At 35.3% G+C, this 19,528-nt stretch carries 21 protein-coding genes; 12 read left to right on the forward strand and 9 right to left on the reverse strand.

What is annotated here, in order from left to right:
• The first annotated feature begins 15 nt into the window (after positions 1-15).
• The 9 genes from RQM59_RS10500 (at position 16) to RQM59_RS10540 (ending at position 6,195) form a co-directional block, all read left to right on the forward strand.
• Complete coding sequence (locus RQM59_RS10500; RefSeq protein ID WP_349242062.1) at positions 16-711, forward strand: phytanoyl-CoA dioxygenase family protein; 696 nt, start codon at positions 16-18, stop codon at positions 709-711.
• A 10-nt stretch (positions 712-721) separates the two neighbouring features.
• Positions 722-1,123 carry a contact-dependent growth inhibition system immunity protein gene (locus tag RQM59_RS10505; protein ID WP_349242063.1) on the forward strand — a complete coding sequence of 134 codons (402 nt, stop codon included), beginning with the start codon at positions 722-724 and terminating at the stop codon, positions 1,121-1,123.
• A 2-nt stretch (positions 1,124-1,125) separates the two neighbouring features.
• Positions 1,126-2,571: an aldehyde dehydrogenase gene (locus RQM59_RS10510; RefSeq protein WP_349242064.1), complete on the forward strand. Its 1,446-nt coding sequence runs from the start codon at positions 1,126-1,128 to the stop codon at positions 2,569-2,571.
• A complete protein-coding gene (locus RQM59_RS10515; protein ID WP_349242065.1) occupies positions 2,564-3,004 on the forward strand; it encodes a GNAT family N-acetyltransferase in 441 nt (146 codons plus the stop codon). The genes RQM59_RS10510 and RQM59_RS10515 overlap by 8 nt, the downstream gene beginning before the upstream one ends.
• A complete protein-coding gene (locus RQM59_RS10520; RefSeq protein ID WP_349242066.1) occupies positions 2,997-3,215 on the forward strand; it encodes a DUF6500 family protein in 219 nt (72 codons plus the stop codon). The genes RQM59_RS10515 and RQM59_RS10520 overlap by 8 nt, the downstream gene beginning before the upstream one ends.
• Positions 3,216-3,218: 3 nt before the next feature.
• Entirely contained in the window at positions 3,219-3,995 is a 777-nt protein-coding gene (locus RQM59_RS10525; RefSeq protein ID WP_349242067.1) for an SDR family oxidoreductase, read from the forward strand.
• A gap of 38 nt (positions 3,996-4,033) precedes the next feature.
• On the forward strand, positions 4,034-4,564 hold the full coding sequence (locus RQM59_RS10530; protein WP_349242068.1) for a 3-hydroxyanthranilate 3,4-dioxygenase: 531 nt from the start codon (positions 4,034-4,036) through the stop codon (positions 4,562-4,564).
• A 46-nt stretch (positions 4,565-4,610) separates the two neighbouring features.
• Positions 4,611-4,982 (forward strand): PaaI family thioesterase, encoded by a 372-nt coding sequence (locus RQM59_RS10535; protein ID WP_349242069.1) that lies wholly within the window; start codon positions 4,611-4,613, stop codon positions 4,980-4,982.
• Between the two features lie 130 nt (positions 4,983-5,112).
• Positions 5,113-6,195 carry an amidohydrolase family protein gene (locus RQM59_RS10540; RefSeq protein WP_349242070.1) on the forward strand — a complete coding sequence of 361 codons (1,083 nt, stop codon included), beginning with the start codon at positions 5,113-5,115 and terminating at the stop codon, positions 6,193-6,195.
• Positions 6,196-6,406: 211 nt separating this feature from the next.
• Here RQM59_RS10540 and RQM59_RS10545 read toward each other — a convergent pair whose 3' ends face one another.
• The 9 genes from RQM59_RS10545 to dnaK form a co-directional block, all read right to left on the reverse strand.
• Positions 6,407-6,916, reverse strand: a complete 510-nt coding sequence (locus RQM59_RS10545; protein WP_349242071.1) for an RDD family protein — start codon at positions 6,914-6,916, stop codon at positions 6,407-6,409.
• A 4-nt stretch (positions 6,917-6,920) separates the two neighbouring features.
• Positions 6,921-7,550: a tetratricopeptide repeat protein gene (locus tag RQM59_RS10550; RefSeq protein ID WP_349242072.1), complete on the reverse strand. Its 630-nt coding sequence runs from the start codon at positions 7,548-7,550 to the stop codon at positions 6,921-6,923.
• Between the two features lie 52 nt (positions 7,551-7,602).
• A complete protein-coding gene (locus tag RQM59_RS10555) occupies positions 7,603-8,025 on the reverse strand; it encodes a DUF2141 domain-containing protein (protein WP_349242073.1) in 423 nt (140 codons plus the stop codon).
• Between the two features lie 95 nt (positions 8,026-8,120).
• On the reverse strand, positions 8,121-10,277 hold the full coding sequence (locus tag RQM59_RS10560) for a TonB-dependent receptor (protein WP_349242074.1): 2,157 nt from the start codon (positions 10,275-10,277) through the stop codon (positions 8,121-8,123).
• A gap of 93 nt (positions 10,278-10,370) precedes the next feature.
• Positions 10,371-11,000 (reverse strand): GyrI-like domain-containing protein, encoded by a 630-nt coding sequence (locus RQM59_RS10565; RefSeq protein WP_349242075.1) that lies wholly within the window; start codon positions 10,998-11,000, stop codon positions 10,371-10,373.
• 15 nt (positions 11,001-11,015) lie between these two features.
• The gene (locus tag RQM59_RS10570; RefSeq protein WP_349242076.1) at positions 11,016-11,936 is read right to left on the reverse strand and encodes an AraC family transcriptional regulator; all 921 of its coding nucleotides are present in this window, start codon (positions 11,934-11,936) and stop codon (positions 11,016-11,018) included.
• Between the two features lie 353 nt (positions 11,937-12,289).
• Complete coding sequence (locus tag RQM59_RS10575; RefSeq protein ID WP_349242077.1) at positions 12,290-12,601, reverse strand: hypothetical protein; 312 nt, start codon at positions 12,599-12,601, stop codon at positions 12,290-12,292.
• Entirely contained in the window at positions 12,594-13,898 is a 1,305-nt protein-coding gene (locus RQM59_RS10580) for an NAD(P)/FAD-dependent oxidoreductase (protein WP_349242078.1), read from the reverse strand. The genes RQM59_RS10575 and RQM59_RS10580 overlap by 8 nt, the downstream gene beginning before the upstream one ends.
• Before the next feature lie 97 nt (positions 13,899-13,995).
• Positions 13,996-15,900, reverse strand: coding sequence for a molecular chaperone DnaK (dnaK, locus tag RQM59_RS10585; RefSeq protein ID WP_349242079.1), 1,905 nt, complete (start codon positions 15,898-15,900; stop codon positions 13,996-13,998).
• 196 nt (positions 15,901-16,096) lie between these two features.
• Between dnaK and RQM59_RS10590 the strand changes: the two genes are divergently transcribed.
• From RQM59_RS10590 to RQM59_RS10600, 3 genes are all read left to right on the forward strand, one after another.
• Positions 16,097-16,432 carry a DUF2853 family protein gene (locus RQM59_RS10590; protein WP_349242080.1) on the forward strand — a complete coding sequence of 112 codons (336 nt, stop codon included), beginning with the start codon at positions 16,097-16,099 and terminating at the stop codon, positions 16,430-16,432.
• A gap of 9 nt (positions 16,433-16,441) precedes the next feature.
• Positions 16,442-17,863 carry an L-serine ammonia-lyase gene (locus RQM59_RS10595; protein ID WP_349242081.1) on the forward strand — a complete coding sequence of 474 codons (1,422 nt, stop codon included), beginning with the start codon at positions 16,442-16,444 and terminating at the stop codon, positions 17,861-17,863.
• An 84-nt stretch (positions 17,864-17,947) separates the two neighbouring features.
• Positions 17,948-19,435, forward strand: a complete 1,488-nt coding sequence (locus RQM59_RS10600; protein WP_349242082.1) for a serine hydrolase — start codon at positions 17,948-17,950, stop codon at positions 19,433-19,435.
• Positions 19,436-19,528 lie beyond the last annotated feature (93 nt).

A 19,528-nucleotide genomic window follows, 5' to 3' on the forward strand; every position in this document is an offset into this window, starting at 1 on the left:
ACATTAATTTACAGAATGGGAAAATTCCTAAGAAATAAAAATAAACTGAAGGAAAAAGGTTTCTCTGTAACTGGAAGCATTTTTAGTGAAAAGGAACTAAATACATTAATTGAGTATATAGAAGGCAATAGCACGGATTTTTCAATTAGACAACTGGTTAATAAGATTCCAGAAGTACAAGAAATCATTTTCAACAATACTATGTTTAAAGAGCTGTTTCTATCCGTATGTGGAGAAGATTACTTCCTTTCCAAAGGTATATATTTCAATAAACAAAAGGGAACTAACTGGTTTGTTAGTTATCATCAAGATATAAGTATTAGCGTTAAGGAGAGGGTTGAAGTTGAAGGTTATACAAACTGGACACTGAAAAAGAATCAGTTGGGAGTTATTCCTCCGAAGAATATTTTAGATGGTATGGTTACCTTTAGAATTCATTTAGATGAAGTCGATGATACGAATGGAGCTCTTAGAGTTATTGAAAAATCTCATAAAAAGGGAATTATTAGAGTTGATGAGAATTTTAATAAATCGACCTACGGGAATGAAGTTATATGTGAAGTAGAAAAAGGAGGTGTCATGTTAATGAAACCGTTACTATTACATGCATCCAATAAATCAATTTCAGAATCTGATAGAAGAGTGATACATTTAGAGTTCAGTAATCAAGAAATTCCTATGGGATGGTTAGAGAAAAAGATAATTAGTTAAAGTAGGTGATATGAAGATGAAAACTCATTTGACATTGGAACAATTAGAAAGTGAATATTGGGGAGAACCTCAATTTCATTCAAATGTGGTTGTAACTTGTCATAAGTTGAGAAGAAAAGCATTGAGGGATTTTAAAGTTGAGGATTTAAGGACGCTGATTGGTCAGGGCTTTAGCTTAAAATATATGATACCCTTAGCAATAGAAAAATTAAATGAAAATATTTTAGTAGAAGCTACTTTTTATGAAGGAGATCTTTTAATGTCAGTAATTGACGAAACATGCAAAGAATACTGGTTAGAAAATATAAAAGAGTGGAAAAAGTTGAAGACCTTTATAAAAGTAAAGAAAGAGTTTTTTAGTGATAGGATGTTTTCAGAAATAGAAGGGAAAATTAAATTTATAGAATCATAAGAATGCTTAAAATACAAAACTACATCAACGGAGAATACTTGTCTCCTGTCGCTGACAGGTGGATCGACAATTACAACCCATCAAATGGAGTGGTGTATAGTCAGATTCCAAATTCAGGAAGGGAAGATGTATCGAAAGCATATGAAGCCGCCAAAATAGCGTTTCCAAAATGGTCCAACACTACGTTAGAAGAGCGATCAAGAATCTTATCCAAGATAGCCCAATTGATTACCGATAAGTTACCTGAATTAGCAGCAGCGGAATCAAAAGATAATGGGAAACCATTAAAATTAGCAACTGCAGTTGATATTCCTAGAGGGTCTGCAAACTTTCAATTCTTTGCAAATGCGATTACGCAATTTGCATCAGAAGCACATGAAAGTGTTGGATTAAGTGCCATGAATTTCACTTTACGCCAGCCGATCGGAGTTGTAGGGTGTATTTCTCCTTGGAACTTACCGTTATACCTTTTTACATGGAAAATTGCCCCAGCAATAGCGGCAGGGAATTGTGTGGTGGCTAAACCAAGCGAAGTGACTCCTATGACAGCTTATTTACTGGGAGAGATTTGTACCGAAGCAGGCTTGCCTCCAGGTGTATTGAATATTGTTCATGGACTGGGAACAACAACAGGTCAAGCCATCGTAGAACATCCAGATATCAAAGCGATCTCGTTTACAGGAGGTACTAAAACAGGTGCACATATTGCTCGAGTAGCAGCACCGATGTTTAAAAAATTATCATTAGAGTTAGGAGGGAAGAATCCTAATCTCATTTTTGCGGATTCCAATTATGAGGATATGTTGCGAACTACGGTGCGTTCATCTTTTGCCAATCAAGGACAGATCTGTTTGTGTGGCAGTCGAATTTTTGTAGAAGCATCCATCTATGAGCAATTCAAAAAGGATTTTATTGAGAAAGTATCGGAATTGAAAGTTGGAAATCCATTTGACAATGAGACCAATATAGGAGCATTAGTGTCTAAATCTCATTTGGAAAAAGTGAAGTCTTATATTGATAATGCTGAGGATTATGGAGGGGAAGTGATATTCGGAGGAAATAAAGTGAGTCTTGATGGATTTGAAGACGGATATTATCTACAACCAACCGTTATAGAAGTTACGGACAATCAATGTGTCTTAAATCAAGAAGAGATTTTCGGCCCAGTAGTTACGATCATGTCTTTTGAGACAGAAGAAGAGGTCTTAGCCATGGCGAACGATGTGTCTTATGGCCTTTCTGCAACTTTATGGACCAATGATTTACAAAGAACCATGCGATTATCTAAGCAATTGCAATCTGGGATTGTTTGGGTGAATACTTGGTTGCTACGTGATTTAAGAACTCCATTTGGTGGAGCAAAAGCGTCGGGAGTAGGAAGAGAAGGAGGTTTTGAAGCGTTACGTTTCTTTACAGAGCCTAAAAACATCTGTATTAAGTATGATTAAGGTCAACGGCAATATTTACTTTTCTGCAAAGACCGAGGATATGGATCTGGATATGATCTTTGAATTTGTAAAGAATTCGTATTGGGGAACCATTCGTACCTATGAAGAACAAAAAATAGCCTTAGAGAATTCGATTAATTTTGGGTTGTTTAAACATGGAAAGCAAATAGCCTATTCCAGAGTAATGACAGATATGATCTTCTTTGCCTATTTATTAGATGTATTTGTGATTGACGAAGAACAAGGAAATGGGTATGGTCAACTATTAATGGATAAGATACTGAGCTATCCAAGTTTGAAGAATATAGATAAATGGATGTTGGCAACTAGAGATGCACATTCGTTATATGAAAAATTCGGGTTTGAAGTGGTGAAAAGCCCTGAAAAGTTGATGGATAGAATGAGTGATCGAGCTAAAGAAATTTATGAATAAAGAGATAAGACATAAGATTGTCCAGGTTTGTGATGAAAAGATCGCTAAAAAAGGAGGCAATGTAGGTTTGTCTTTTTATGCTTTTTTCAAGAATAAAAATGAAGATCCAAAATTGTTGATGGAAGTAGCCACATGGTGGATTAAAACTCACAAACTTAATGATTTTGAAAAAGCTGTGAAAGTAAAGAATATGATAGAAAATAAAATGTAAATAATGAATCTGAACTTACAAAATAAAAACGCCTTGGTATGCGGAAGTACACAGGGTATAGGAAAGGCAACTGCGATGGCATTAGCAGAAGAAGGAGCAAATGTGACACTATTAGCTAGAAATGAGGAAGTCTTGAAAAAGGTGTTGGCGGAATTACCGAATTCTGGAGATCAACATCACAATTATTTAGTAGCAGACTTTTCCAATTCTGAAAATGTTAAGAGTGCAATTAGTCATAATAACAAATATCATATTCTCATTAATAATACTGGAGGCCCCAAAAGTGGATCTATTTATGAAGCCAGTCCGGAGCAGTTTTCAGATGCATTTCAAATGCATATTATCGTAAATCAAATCTTAGTACAATCCGTGGTACCTTTTATGAAATCAGAAGGATATGGACGCATCATTAATATTATTTCAACATCTGTTAAAGAACCCATTCCAGGTTTAGGAGTGAGTAATACCATTAGAAATGCTGTAGCCAATTGGTCGAAGACCATGGCAGGAGAGTTGGCTGAATTCGGAATTACCATGAATAATGTATTGCCAGGATTTACGGATACTGCTCGTTTAGATCAAATTATTACTGTAAAGGCTGCTAAAGCCAATACATCAGAAGAAGAAATGACGAAGATGATGAAAGGATTTGTTCCAGCAAAACGCTTTGCAAAACCAGAAGAAACTGCGGCAGCAGTTACTTTTCTTGCAAGTGAAAAAGCAAGCTATATTAATGGAATTAATTTACCTGTTGATGGTGGACGAACAAAATCTTTGTAGATTTATAGAAATTAATCAAGATTTTAAAACAAATGACCATGAGTAAGATAGTATCACCTTTGAATTTTAAGCAGTGGATCGATGAAAATCGACATCTGTTAAAACCACCTGTTGGTAATAAATGTGTATGGAAGGATGGAGAGTTTATTATCATGGTTGTTGGTGGTCCAAACAGCAGAAAGGATTATCATTATAATGAGACACCGGAATTCTTCCATCAAATAGAAGGAGATATGGTCTTAAAGATCATTAATCACGAAGGTGAAATGGTTGATGTGGAGATCAATGAAGGAGATATATACCTGCTACCGGCTAAAGTACCGCATTCACCCCAAAGAAAAGCCAATACTGTTGGATTGGTCATCGAGTATCCTCGTTCAGAAGGAATGATGGACGCTTTAGAATGGTACTGTGAAAATTGTGGAAATCAATTATACAGAGAACCATTTGCATTAGACAACATTGAAACAGACATGCCAATCATTTTCGATAAGTACTACTCGGACACGCAAAAATGTACCTGCTCTAAATGTGGAACTAAAATGGAAGCACCCGCTAAGTTGGTATAAGTATATGATCGAAACAGCCAAAAAAAGTTTTAATAAACAAGGTTTTATGAAAACCTTGGGAGCTAAAATCATAGCAATTGAAACTGGTATGGTTAAAATAAGCTGTGAACGGAATGAAGGATTGACACAACAGCATGGTTTTTTTCATGCTGGAGTGATTACCAGTATTGCAGATGTTGCCTGTGGATATGCAGCTATGACGACGATGCCAGAAGGAGCAGAAGTTTTAAGCGTTGAGTTTAAGACGAATCTTATGAGGCCTGCGGATGCTGAAAAAATTATAGCTACAGGAAAAGTAATCAAGTCTGGTAAGAACCTCGTTTTTTGTGAGGCAACTATTACGGACGATCAAGAAGAGCAACTATTTGCTACCCTTCAGGGTACCATGTTTTGTATACAGCCAAACAAAAAAGAATGAAACGAGTATTAATAAATTTGAGAAGTATTTTTGTAGTAAAACTTAAATTTTTAATACGAGAACGGAGTGATTACACGAGTTCTCAATTTTATATTTAATTTTTAAATTGATAGATAAAAAATTTAAACACGTGAAACGTAAATTAAGAATAAACGGGCACTCACACTTACTTCCTTATCCAGAGGAAATTCCTCAATTTATGAAGGAAAAGGAAATATTTTGGGTAGACGATGAACGAAAATATATGTTGCAGAAAGGGTGGAAACGACCTGTGACAGATTCTAGTTTTTTCTTAAATGAAAAATTAGAATGGATGGAGAAAAATCGTTTAGATCATGCTGTGGTTTTGAATTTATCTCAATTATACGGAAATGGATTGCGCTTAGAACAAATGAAGAAGGCTTTGCGTTTCCAAAATGATTTTAATGCAAAAGTACAACACGATAATCCATCTAAGTTTACTTGTGGTTTTGTAGTGCATCCTGGTTTTATACAAGGAGCTTTATGGGAAATGGAACGTTGTGTAGAAGAATTAGGACTAAAAGTTTTGTGTCTACCCACACACTTTATGGATTCAATAGGGCAGTGGCGTAGTGTTTTTGACAAGGAAAATGACCCTATTTTTGAATTGGCAGATAAATATAAACTAGCTATAGAAATTCACCCGTATGACGGTGATAAAATGATCAAGTTGGAAAATACTGCATGGCGTTTTCATCTGATTTGGATGTTGGCGCAATGTGGAGATGCCTACCATTTTTATACATTGAATGGAATGCAAGAGCGTTTTCCGAATATTAGAACATGCTTTGCACATGGAGGTCAACTCGCACAAATGAATTTAGGAAGACGAATTCAGGGATTTGATGGAAGGCCTGATCTATTTGAAGGAAAGACACATCCTAGAAAAGCAGTAGGACATCCGAATATTTATTTTGATACACTTGTACACGATACAGATTCACTGAAACTAATGATTGAACGTCAAGGTTCAAATCAAGTGATTATGGGGCTGGATGATCCATATCCTTTAGGAGAAATGGAAAGTGATGCACAATCCTCTTACCCAGGAAAATTATTGGATTTGGCTATTGACAGAGATGTCATTAACAAAAAACAGTATGATGAGATTTGGGAAGACAATACACTTCGTTGGTTATTTGGAAATGATGATCAAGGAAAGGAAGATCTAATTGCTAAGATTTTAGGGTAAATGGAAAATAAAGATGAAAGGAATAAAGACATTTACTACCAAGACCCTATAGATCGAAAAAGAAACTCGTCCGAATGGTTTGGGGCTATTCTACGATATTTTTATTCTTTTGGAAAGAAAAAATTTAATACTCTATACACGGAAAAAGAGATAAAAAGAAACGTAAAAGTTGGCGATATTTTTAAACCTATTTTGATTGTGATAGTTGTATTTATTTGCTACTTAATTTTATTCTAGTATTCGAGATTTTGTCGTAGATACTGCTAACTCCTTTTAATCGTAATACGCTTAATATGTATCCAAGAACAATTGCTTGTGGAACAATGAGTAGGCCCCACACCCATATTGGCATGTCTAATTGTTGTTGATCATAAAAAACAACTTGATATACACCCATATGTGCAATTTCCCATGGTAAGAACTTTAGGAAATTTCTTAAAAAGATGTTTCCATTACTTGGTATAACCTTGAGCCTCATTACCTCTTTTCCTATAGTAGCATTGTGACTACTTTTTTCAGAAAGATAGAAGTATAGGAATATGGGTAGAGTTAAAGAAAAGAATCCTAAAATTTGATTTTTAAAAGGACTTTCAAAATTTAAATTAACATCAAAATTATTTGTTAGAAGAGTACTCACTAAAAAGAGCAATACTGCATATATTATAATGATCATATAATCAATAGAGAAAGCTAGTACTCTTCTAATAAATAATGAATTCATCTTATTACTTATTACCGCAGCTTTGTGCTAATACTTGTTCTGCACGTTCTTTGCCCCAGCTTGGGTAAAACTTCTTGGTTACCTTTTCTGTTTTAAACAATTCTAAGGCTCTCTGAATATCTTTACAGTAAGGCTCTACAGATTTTCCAAAGAATTTAGCGCCGCCCATATCCCATTCGGCTTTTCCAAGAATTACTCTTGGATTATTAGGTGCAATTTTTAAAGCCTTGGTATAAATCTCCACATTCTTACCTGACAATGTCATGCCATATTTCTGACCGTCAAAGGCAATATATGCCGTGTTATGCAGGGCTTGCATAATCATGATCTCAGGATTATTCGGTGAAATAGCTTCAGCGGCACCCAATAAGGATTTAGCCTTGTCTAAAGTTACTTTTAATGTAGCTTCGTCTTTGATGCCAAAAGCAGACATCACAGTTACATATCCTGCATAATAAGATGGTAGCCAGTTGTCCTTTTCGGCTTTAGAAATACGTTCAAATAAGTTAGCTGAAGCCGTTAGTTTTCCTTGTCCCCAAAGCTCAAATGCTTTAGTCATTCCTTTTTCATACTGAGTCTGTGCACTTGTGTTTAGAGCAAATAATACCCCGATGAATAAACATAGTTTTTTCATAATTAATTGATTTTAAAAGTGTTAGTGTAATCTCTTTTTTAAAGAGTCGTTTTTATTTTATCGTTACTTTTTGGTGTGTGTTTTCTTTAACTGTAAACTTTACTTTGTCAAACTTAGGTGGCCCGAACCTTCCTTTTTGATGATTTGAAAAACCATAAGGTTCTTTCGGAATCCCAAAGAAATTATTATCCAATTTCCCATTACTATTCACGTCGTGAAACAATGAGAACGCATATTCTCCTTTTTTTAAACCCTTGAAAATAATGGTCACTTTATGATCTTCTACTTCCTCGGAAGAACTCATATAGGTCTTTTTCATATAATGTTCCTCATCGTCATAGAGTGCCAAGTAAATCTTTCCTTTATCATATTTAGTGACATTAACTTCAATTTGTAACATAATGTCTTCTTTTTCTTGGGAAGCTGTATACTGACTTGCCAGAAATACTAAGAGAATAAAGAATAGGTTTTTCATGTGCTTTATTTTTACAGTTCAAATATCCGATCTTTCGTTGATATGATAACATTTATTATACCGAATTGTTGTTTTCATATACTCAATTGTTGTTTTTACAGATTGTCTAACTGATTTGTGTTTTTATTATCGCTAATCGTCCAAAAGAAGCCTACAAAAAAGAAAGAGTCAGCATTTGGTACAATAGCTTGTCTGTCAAAAACACCATTCATATTAGGTTGATTTGCATAATTATATCCAAAGATATTCTTCGTGCCCAAAACATTGTTCACAGAGAAATATAAAATTTTCTGTTGACTAATTAAGTAAGCCCAGTTTAAACTAATGGAGTTGTAATTTTTTGTTTGTGCGTTCAAAAACCCTGCTTCATTGGGATTTGTATAATTTCTTCCAGTAGCGAAACTATAGCTAATACCAACTTGACTTTTCCAGTTTTCAATCCAGTGTTTCCCAACAACTGACAGATTATGAGCAGCTGCAAAATTTGGTCTAGCTTTTACCGGATAATTTTTATAATCACGCTCCGTGTCCAGATATGAGTAGGAAATCCAATAGTCTGTATTTTTAATAGAACCATTATCTCTCCAAAAAATATCTACACCTTTGGCAAAACCATTTCCTCCGTTGGTAAAGTTAGAAGCAATGGTTGCTACTTGCGTATCGTATTTTACAAGGTCATTATACTTTTTATAATATGCATCTACTCTGAAGATCTTTTTGTTTTTTACATATTGATAATTTGCAATCCAATGGGTCGTGTTTTCAGCCGTGAAATCCTGATTGAATTTTAGGTATTCATTTTTTGGATTTTGATAAAATTGTCCATAAGCTATAGAGAACTGTGCATTCTCTCCAGATTTGTATGCCAATGATAGTCGTGGAGATAGGGTAGATTCATTCAGTAACTCTGAATACTCATAACGTACTCCCGCTTTTGCTCCCAGTTCTTTTGAAAAGAAAATATCAGCTTCAGCATATGCGCCTGCAATATTGTTGTTGAATTGTGTGTTAAACGTTCCATTGACTGCTTCAACATAATCTTCGTTAAAGCTTGTCATAAAATATTCAGTACCGAAGTTGAGTTTAAAACGACTACTAAAACGTTTCTTTAATTTAAATTTAATGTGAGCAGAATTTTCATTGTCCGTTATTAGATCGTCCTCGAATTTTATTTGGGAATTGTCATTAGTAAATGAAACACCCGTATGCAGCGTCCAGTTGTTTTCTAAAAAACCTCTATAAGATCCGTTGAAGTACAAGTTTCTATTCTGTAATCCAAATCGCAATCCATTTGCGAAATTGATGTCTTCTTGTACCAAGTCAAAATCTGTATAGCTAAAAGCGCTGTAAAGCTTTAGTAAACCATCATTTTCAAACTTATATCTATATACCATTTCACCACTTGCTGCCTGGATAGGTTTGTTCCAGGTATTTCTATCTGGAAAAGCCTCTAAGTATGGTGCTAAATTAATATAGGATGTATTGATACTAAATGAACTTTTCTCCCATTTTTGCGTGTTTCCTACCCCTAGACCTACGGTCATAAAAGCCAAATCTGTTTTTTCTTGTACAGGTTCATCGATCGTATTTAGTGCTAATACACTCGATAGTGCCTGTCCATATTCGGCAGAGTATCCACCTGTTGAAAAGGAGATTCCTTTAAACAAGAAAGGTGAGAATCGACCTCTAGTAGGAATATTATTGGCACTGGGTGCAAAAGGAGTAAACACTCGCATACCATCTATAAAGATTTGTGTTTCTTCAGCGTCACCACCTCTAACGAATAGTCTTCCATCTTCTGCAACGGTAGTTGTTCCGGGTAAGGTTTGCAAGGCCCCAACAAAGTCGCCTAGTGCACTCGCTGTAGTAACAACATCTAATGGCTTTAATGCTGTTACCTTAGCATTATCTCCTGCCTCAAAAGTACTGGTACTTATAATTACAGCATCCAGAGTATTTACATCTTCCTTTAATTTGATGGTCAATTTGTTCATGGATTTTATGTCTACCTCCAATGAGAATTCTTCATAGGAAAGAAATGAAACGATCAATATTTGTTTTCCTGTCTCAGAACTTTTAAAAGAAAAGCCTCCATTTTCATCTGTTGAAGTACCATCATAGGTACCTTTTAAATATACATTGGCTCCAAAAATGGCTTCTCCTTTTGTGTCAGTTACTTTACCTGAAATAGTAGTTTGCGCAGTTAAAGCGAAATGACTAATAATACTTAATACGAATAGTAATTTTTTCATGTTTTGTTAATTTGATAGTACAAATGTGTAACAAACGAACAGGCCTTTCTAAAAAGAAATACCGAGTTGTAAAAAAGTAATGATGAATTGTTTTTAGGAAAGTTTAAAACGCAAAACAGTCTTTAGTTTCTCCTTGGGAACTTTTCTAAAATCAGATAAATAGATTTCTTTGTGCTTTTTTGAAATTCTTTTAAAACCTAGATTACTGGCAAACTCCTCCATGACTGCAAAGGATTGAGGTTCGTTCTCGAAAGGACCAACATGAAGCATTTGAATACAGTCGCCCTCTGTTATTTTTTCAAAAGAGGTACGTTCTATGTTGAGATTTGGTTTTTTAGCCTTTACCTGCTCCATAATTTCAGAAGCATACTCTAAAGTAATAAAACTGGGCTGACGAATCATTATTTTATACACCAGTTCGTTCTTGTCAATTCCAACATTAGAGTTAAAATGTTGTTTCGCTTCTGCCGAAATATCCCAAACACCTTCTAACGGATATACGGTATAATCTGTATATTCTTTTAATATAGGATTCTTTTTTAAACTCATTTTTACTCCATAAGAAACCGCATACAAAGCGGCAATGTGATCTGAAAAATTTGTGCTATTTGGGTTTCCTTGTCCTGAAATTGTAAAAAAATTGAATTCGGGAATGTAAATTTTTTCTGGGGTTTCTTTTGGAAGGTAAAATTGCTTTTCCTTTTTTCTCCATTCGTGCTTCATAATCGTATGTGTAAGTTACGCTACAGGAATACAGAGATCAACTATAAATTTTTTCTCTGGATGATCTATATAATTGTTATAATAGATTTCAAAAGGGTCCTTATCTGCTTTTTGATATCCATTTTCAATCATCCATACAAAACTAGATTCCCAGGCTTGTTGAAATTCATAAGGAGTTATTTCAAATTTGGTAACTATACACTTACATGCTTCTAAAGTACGTAGACCTATTTCGTCATCTTTCCGAATAGGAGTGTTTAGAACAATGCATGCACTCATTCTAAGATTATTTGGATCGGATATTTTTGGGCTGTCATGATAGATAGTTACCATCTTTACGTCTTTTTGCTCCATGAACCCTCTAGGAGTAGCCCAGCGTACCAATCTGTCATAGGCACTTCCAATATGATCTATTTTTCCCTGATGACTCATATAAGCTAAGTGTAACTCGTCTGTCATTTTAACTTCTGTTTTTGCATTCATTTTTAACCAATTTAAAGAGTTATTAATGTTGCAAATGTATTGCTCGAAAGAAATGGTGACTTGACCATTCTTGCTTTTCGTTTTACAAATCTTGCTAAATTTTTCAGGACTTATATCTCGAAACTCTATTGGACTCATCCCGTAGAATTTTTTAAAAGCTCTTGAAAATGATGATAAGCTAGAAAAACCAACACGATCAGCTACTTCGGTAACCGGAATGGTTTTTTTATTCATTAAGTGAGAAGCAGCTCGCTCAATACGCTTTCGAGAAATAAAATTGTTAAGTGTCTCTCCAACCACGGCCGAGAACAATCGATGGAAATGATAAGGTGAGAAATGAGCTTTTTGAGCAATGTCTTCTAAAAGCAATTTCTTTTGTAAATTCTCTTCAATATAAAGAATGGCCTTCCCGATTCGTGTAACAGTTGTATTAGAAAGTTTTGAGTTGCTCATTCTTGTTTTTTTGAAGGATGTAGAAGATGCATCCGCTCGCAAAGTACAAAATAACATCAATACTATCTGCTGTGTATCTAGGATGAAATTTTGGCAATACATATTCAAATATAACACTGTATAATGCAGATAGATACAAAACTATCCAAATTGATATTTGATAACTTTTATCATTTCTACTCCAACGTAAGATAAACAGGCTAGTGGTCAGAATGATAGGAACGATGAGGAAGTCATTCAAGTAAAAACGAACAATTCTTGGAAGTTGAACTTGATATAGTTGTCCAAAATAAACAGCGGTTCCTAGTATTAGCGAAAAGATATAATAATATGTGAGAAACGTAACCCTCATATTACCCAGCGGCCACCATGGCAAAGAACCAAGCTAAAAACGCTCCTAAAGCGCTCACAACAAGAAACGCTGAATACAATATCCAACCGATAACTTTATATAGGAAAAAGGGATGCTCTTTAAGGCGTTCAGCTAAATTAGGATGTTCCAGTTCATATTTGGCTTTGTCAATTCGTTTTTGCACTTGTGCTTCTCTCTTTAGGGTAACTTTTTTTTGATAAGAGATTAATACGCCACAACTTTCGCAATGATCAGAATTGGATGAAAAAACACCACACTCAGAACATTTTATATGGGATGAGGTTTTAGGCATCTTCGTCTCTAAAAGAGTATTTATTCTTGTTTTTAAATGGGCGAATGATCAGCCTAGTTTCTCTATCAAATCGGATATAATTGTACACCCAATTCATAAAGACAATCACTTTATTTCTAAAACCTATTAAAGAGAACAGGTGTACAAACATCCAAACGAACCATGCAAAGAAACCTTGGAATTTAAAATTTGGTAGATCTACTACAGCTTTATTTCTACCGATAGTTGCCATAGAGCCCTTGTCATTATATTTAAAAGGTTTTAGTTTCTTTCCTTTTAATGTAGCCAGTAAATTCTTGGCTAGTAGTTTCCCCTGCTGAATGGCTGGTCGCGCCATCATAGGATGGCCATGAGGATATTCTTCTGAACTCATGCTAGCAACATCGCCAATAGCGTAAATATTATCGCTGCCTACTACTAAGTTATGTGCATCCACTTTAATTCTGCCCGCTCGCTCTATTAAGGCCTCGGCATCTAATCCATTGATGAGTTCTCCAGTAACACCAGCGGCCCATATAACAGTTGCAGCCTCAAATGTTTTATCATTATTTGTGTGAACCGTTTTCCCATCATAGTCATTAACATACAAGTTTTTCCAGATATCTACCCCTAAGCGAGTTAAAAAGTCTTCTGCTCTTTTCGACGCTTTTTTGCTCATAGCATCTAAGAGTCGATCCGATCCCTGGATGAGATTGATTTGCATCTGACGTATATCTAGATCTGGATAATCTTTTGGAAGTATGCCTTTTTTCATTTCGGCTAAAGCACCTGCTAACTCAACTCCGGTTGGTCCGCCACCAACTATGACAAAGTTCATTAGTGCATTTCTTTCGGCGAGATCCGATGTTAGTAAAGCTTCTTCGAAGTTTTCTATAATCAAACTTCTAATGTTCAAAGATTGTGGTACACTTTTCATTTCCATTGTGTACTTTTCTATATTCTCACTTCCAAAGAAATTGGTTGCAGAACCTGTAGCAATAACCAAATGATCGTATGTCAGATTTCCAATAGAAGTTTCGATCTCATTTTTGTGAGGAAGTACCTGATGTACTTCGGCTAATCGAAAGTAGTAATCCTCTAAATTATTAAAGATCTTTCTTAATGGAAATGCTATGGAATCTGGTTCTAAACCACCAGTGGCAACTTGATATAGAAGAGGTTGAAAAGTGTGGTAATTGTGTTTATCAATTAAGACAACTTGAACATCCTTTTTCTCGAGGCCTTTTGCAACAGCTAAACCGGCAAAACCACCTCCGATGATGACGATACGAGGTAAACTCGTTTCAGGAATATTCATCTAAAACAGTAATTAAATTGTGTTATACAAAGATACTGAAAAAACGAAAAACCGCCTCGATTTCGAGGCGGTTTTTACTGTGTAAAAAGTTAATCTTTTATTTAACTTCTTCGAAGTCTACATCTTCTACATTATCTCCTTCTGATGAAGCATCTCCTTGGGGTTGACCTTGATCAGCTCCTGGAGCTCCTCCAGCTTCTTGTTCTGCTTTATACATTTCCTCAGAAGCAACTTTCCAAGCTTCGTTGATCTTTTCCATTGCAGCATCGATCTGCGCAATATCCTTAGATTCGTGTGCTTTTTTCAACTCTTCTAAAGCAGCTTCGATAGGACCTTTTTTATCATCAGATAATTTATCTCCAAATTCGCTTAATTGCTTTTCTGTTTGGAAAATCATCGCATCTGCGCCATTAATCTTATCTGCCGTTTCTTTTGCAGCCTTATCCGCATCAGCATTCGCTTCTGCTTCCTGCTTCATTTTATTGATCTCTTCTTCTGACAATCCAGATGAAGCCTCGATTCTAATCTCGTGAGATTTATTGGTTCCTTTATCTAAAGCTGATACTTTGATAATACCATTGGCATCAATATCAAAAGTTACTTCGATTTGAGGCGTTCCTCTTCCTGCTGGTGGAATACCATCTAAATGGAAACGACCAATTGTTTTATTGTCAGCCGCCATCGCTCTTTCTCCTTGTAATACATGGATTTCAACAGATGGCTGGTTATCTACTGCAGTAGAGAATACTTGAGATTTCTTTGTAGGAATGGTTGTATTTGCTTCAATTAACTTGGTAAATACATTTCCCATAGTTTCAATACCTAATGATAAAGGTGTAACATCCAATAACAATACATCCTTTACATCACCAGTTAACACTCCTCCTTGAATTGCAGCTCCTAAAGAAACAACTTCATCAGGATTTACTCCTTTACTAGGTGCTTTACCAAAGAACTTTTCTACTGCTTCTTGAATTGCAGGAATACGTGTGGATCCTCCAACTAAAATAATCTCATCAATATCCGTAGTAGATAAATCTGCGTTTTTTAAAGCTGTTTGACAAGGCTCAATTGTTCTTTTTACTAAATCGTCGATTAATTGCTCGAATTTTGCTCTACTCAATGTTCTTACCAAGTGTTTTGGTCCGCTTGCAGTAGCCGTTACATACGGTAAATTGATTTCCGTAGAAGTTGTACTTGACAATTCAATCTTTGCTTTTTCTGCAGCTTCTTTCAAACGTTGCAATGCCATTGGATCTTTTCTTAGATCCATATTCTCATCCGCTTGAAATTCTTCAGCCAACCAGTTAATGATCTTTTCATCAACATCATCACCTCCTAAGTGTGTATCTCCGTCAGTAGCTAATACTTCAAAAACACCATCACCTAATTCTAAGATAGATACGTCATGAGTTCCTCCACCAAAGTCAAAAACTACAATTTTCTTATCATCATTAGACTTATCCATACCATATGCTAATGCAGCAGCTGTAGGCTCATTGATGATTCTACTTACTTTTAAACCAGCAATTTCTCCGGCCTCCTTAGTAGCTTGTCTTTGTGCATCATTAAAGTATGCAGGTACCGTTACTACAGCTTCAGAAACAGACTGACCTAAATAATCTTCAGCTGTCTTTTTCATTTTTTGTAGTATCATGGCAGAAATTTCTTGAGGCGTATATAAACGACCATCAATGTCTACACGAGGAGTATCATTATCCCCTTTAACTACTTTATAAGGTACTCTACTAGCTTCTTTTGAAGATTCAGAGAATTTATTTCCCATGAAACGCTTGATAGAATATACCGTTTTTGTTGGGTTAGTAACTGCCTGACGCTTTGCAGGGTCACCTACCTTACGCTCACCACCTTCAACAAATGCTACAATAGATGGAGTCGTCCTTTTTCCTTCTGAATTAGGGATAACCACAGGCTCATTACCTTCCATTACAGAAACACATGAGTTGGTTGTTCCTAAATCGATTCCTATAATTTTACTCATAATTCTTATTTATATTTTAAACTCGTTTTTCAAATTTTAACTGACAGGTAATAGTCAATTTGTATGCCATTGGAATTTTTGATGAAGAATGTCAGTAGTTTAGATGTTATTATTGAAAATCGTGACACAATGACATAATATTTGTTTTTTTATACGTTGTATCGTCATATATTTACGGCGATCAATACAGAAGCGAATGAACAAGTTTGAAGAAAAAGTAGTATTCTACGAATCTATTATGGATCAGTTAAATATCTCATATGAACATGATCTGTTTACGAAGGTTACGAAAGGATTAGGTCCTTCTATATTTAAGAGAGATGCGGAATGTGTGTCTAGTTCGGATGAAAAAGAGGTATTCACGGTTAGAAACAACTTTTTAATTGGTAAGCTAGGGTTAGAAGATTCAGACACGTTTGATCAACTCATTAAGGAAGTAGCACTACGAATGGGAAAGACCAATAGACATAAGTACAGGGCTATTGTATATTACATGTTAGTGAAAGAATTGGGTCAGGAATCCAAATATTAAATAAATCTCATGTCGCAGTTTATAAGTGTTTTTGACATGTTAAAAATAGGAGTGGGGCCTTCAAGTTCTCATACCTTAGGTCCTTGGAGGGCTGCACAATATTGGATACAATCCTTAAAAGAGATAGATGTCTTTTCTCAAATAAGTAGCATTAAAGTCAATTTATATGGATCTCTATCTTTAACAGGAAAGGGGCACGCTACGGATTTGGCTATCATGCTAGGTTTAAGTGGAGAAGATCCCGAAACCATTAACATAGATGAGTTAGAACATATAATTCACGATATTAAGTCGTTTAAAATGTTGCGATTTGATGGTATCATGGATGTCTCATTCCTACAAGAATCTATTCAGTTTCACAGAGATTTTTTACCATTTCATGCAAACGGAATGGAGTTTATAGCATATGACAATGATCGAATATTGTCTAGTGAAAAGTATTATTCTATAGGTGGAGGGTTTGTGATCCAGGAAAATCAGGACCTTAAGAATGAGACGCTAGAGAAGAAGAATTTTCCATTTCCAATCGAAAAAGCAAAGCAATTAGAGGAGTATTGTCTTAAAACGAGTAAATCTATTTCGGAAATCGTATGGCAAAACGAATTAGAGATCCGCTCGGAAGATGAAATTAATTTCGGATTAAGACATATTTGGGATACGATGTTAGAATGTATGTATCTAGGTTGTCATACTGAAGGAACCCTACCAGGAGGGTTAAATGTAAAACGAAGGGCTTTTAATACACATAAGAAACTGATAAAAGACTCTTTGCATAGTGATCAATCTGAATGGATTGCCGCGATTCGAAGTACGGAGGTGAAATTTAGAGAGATTCTAAAATGGGTAAGCTGCTTTGCGTTGGCAGTGAATGAAGTAAATGCATCTTTAGGTCGAGTCGTAACGGCGCCTACAAATGGTAGTGCTGGAGTAATTCCAGCGGTTTTAATGTACTATTTGGTCATCGAAGATCATAAAGCAGGTTTTGAAGAGGTTAAGAAATTCTTATTAGTAGCGGGTGAAATTGGAAGTATCTTTAAAAAGAACGCAACCATTTCGGCTGCAATGGGTGGATGTCAGGCAGAAATTGGTGTTTCGTCAGCAATGGCAGCTGGAGCTTTAACCGAATTGTTGGGAGGAAGTCCGGGGCAAGTGTTAGTAGCAGCAGAGATAGCTATGGAGCATCATCTGGGTCTTACTTGCGATCCTATTGGAGGTTTGGTGCAGGTGCCTTGTATAGAGCGTAATTCTATGGGTGCCATTAAGGCGATCCATGCAGCAGAATTAGCACTGGAAACAAATCCTGAAGATTCATTAGTACCTCTGGATTCAGTAATTGATACTATGTGGGAGACAGCAAAAGATATGAACAAGAACTATAAGGAGACTTCGGAAGGAGGTTTGGCAATCACCGTGGGATTAGCAGACTGCTAATAAATCTTTGAAATAATTTAGAGATTAGTAACGATTTCGTTTTTGAAGGTGTCTTTATTATTATGAACACACAAAACAAATAACATGAAGCTACTTTTTAGACTGACAGTATTCTTATTAACCATAACTTCTTGTACAGAAAATGACAGCATTGCAGTTGATGTATCAGAAAAATTCACAAGTGAGCTTACTCAATTAAAAGAGTACTTTCAAATTCCTGGAATAGCAGCCTCTATTGAACAAGATGGGAAAGTTATTTATGAGAATTATCTGGGGTTCTCAGACTATGAAAAAAAGATCAGTTTAGATTCTACTCATTTATTTCCGATAGCCTCATTAACAAAGATTTTCTCAGGAGTGTTAATCATGAAGCTTATAGAACAACAAAAAGTTTCACTCGACGAACCCATTAAAAAATTCTTTCCAGAATCAGCTTTACATGATTCAATACAAATTAAACATATACTTTCTCATACCTCTCAAGGTAAAATAGGAGAGCATTTTTATTACAGTTCACGATTTGGGGCTCTCACACGTATTATAGAAATGACTTCAGGGAAAACCTTTAAGTCTGCGATGGAAGAAGAAATTTTTGAACCATTAAAACTAAAGAACACATTTTTATTAAAAGACTCAGCGCAAATTGTTCAACACAATCTAAGAATTGCAAAACCTTACGCTTTAGGAGATGGTGTTGAAAAAGGGTTTATCGATTTTGGATATTCTACTTCTGCTGGAATTGTTTCTAATTTAAAAGATTTACACGCGTTTAATCAAGCGTTGGATAATAATACATTGATTTCCGAAAGCTCTAAAAAGTTGATGTTTACATCAGTAAATGAGAAGTTACCTTATGGTTATGGGATTTTTAATCAAGAGGTGAACGGTGAAAAATTAGTTTGGGCATATGGACAGTATGATTGTTATTCCAGTTTGTTCTTAAAAGTGCCTTCTAAAAATATTACGTTGACTCTTCTTACGAATACTAACTTGATGAGTGATCCAGCTCGATTGATTTATGGTGATGTTTCTTCTTCACTTTTCGCGCTTAGTTTTTTAAAGAATTATGTTTTTGATTTCAATGAGATGGACTTATTTGAATCTGAAGATTCGTTGAGTTTTAATGAAGGCTCAGAAACAGAGTTCTATCGAAAAAAAGTATTGGCTCAGGCTCTTTCTGAATCTTTCATGGCACGATATGATTCAAAAAAGATGCAAACCAGTACTCAATTGTTAGAAGAAGTATTTTCTAAGTACCCAAATTATCTAGCATATGCAGATATCAATGTATTGCACAACCTCACATTTTTAAAAGATATTGCTTTTTATAGAGAGTTGGGAGCGTTTAATAAGTTTGATAATCACATAGAACAAATAAGCGCAAAACTGTTGAAAGGAGATTCTCAAAACCCGTACTTACATTTATATATGGGCGTTTATTATGATCGAAAAGGAGATTTAGAAAAAGCAAAATATCATTTTACGCAGATTGTGAACGCAAAGAATTTTTCTAAGAACTGGTATACGAATGAAGCTCAGAATTGGTTGAAAAACAATAATGTTAAATTTTAAGGGCTGTTAAAGGCGCCCTTAACTTCTCTTTTCTAACTTTCTTCTCCTTCAAGGCGTATTTTCCTAAAATTATGTTTTTTTTGCAACGCAATG

Source organism: Asprobacillus argus (assembly GCF_032248395.1).
In the GTDB taxonomy this organism is placed as follows: domain Bacteria; phylum Bacteroidota; class Bacteroidia; order Flavobacteriales; family Flavobacteriaceae; genus Polaribacter; species Polaribacter argus.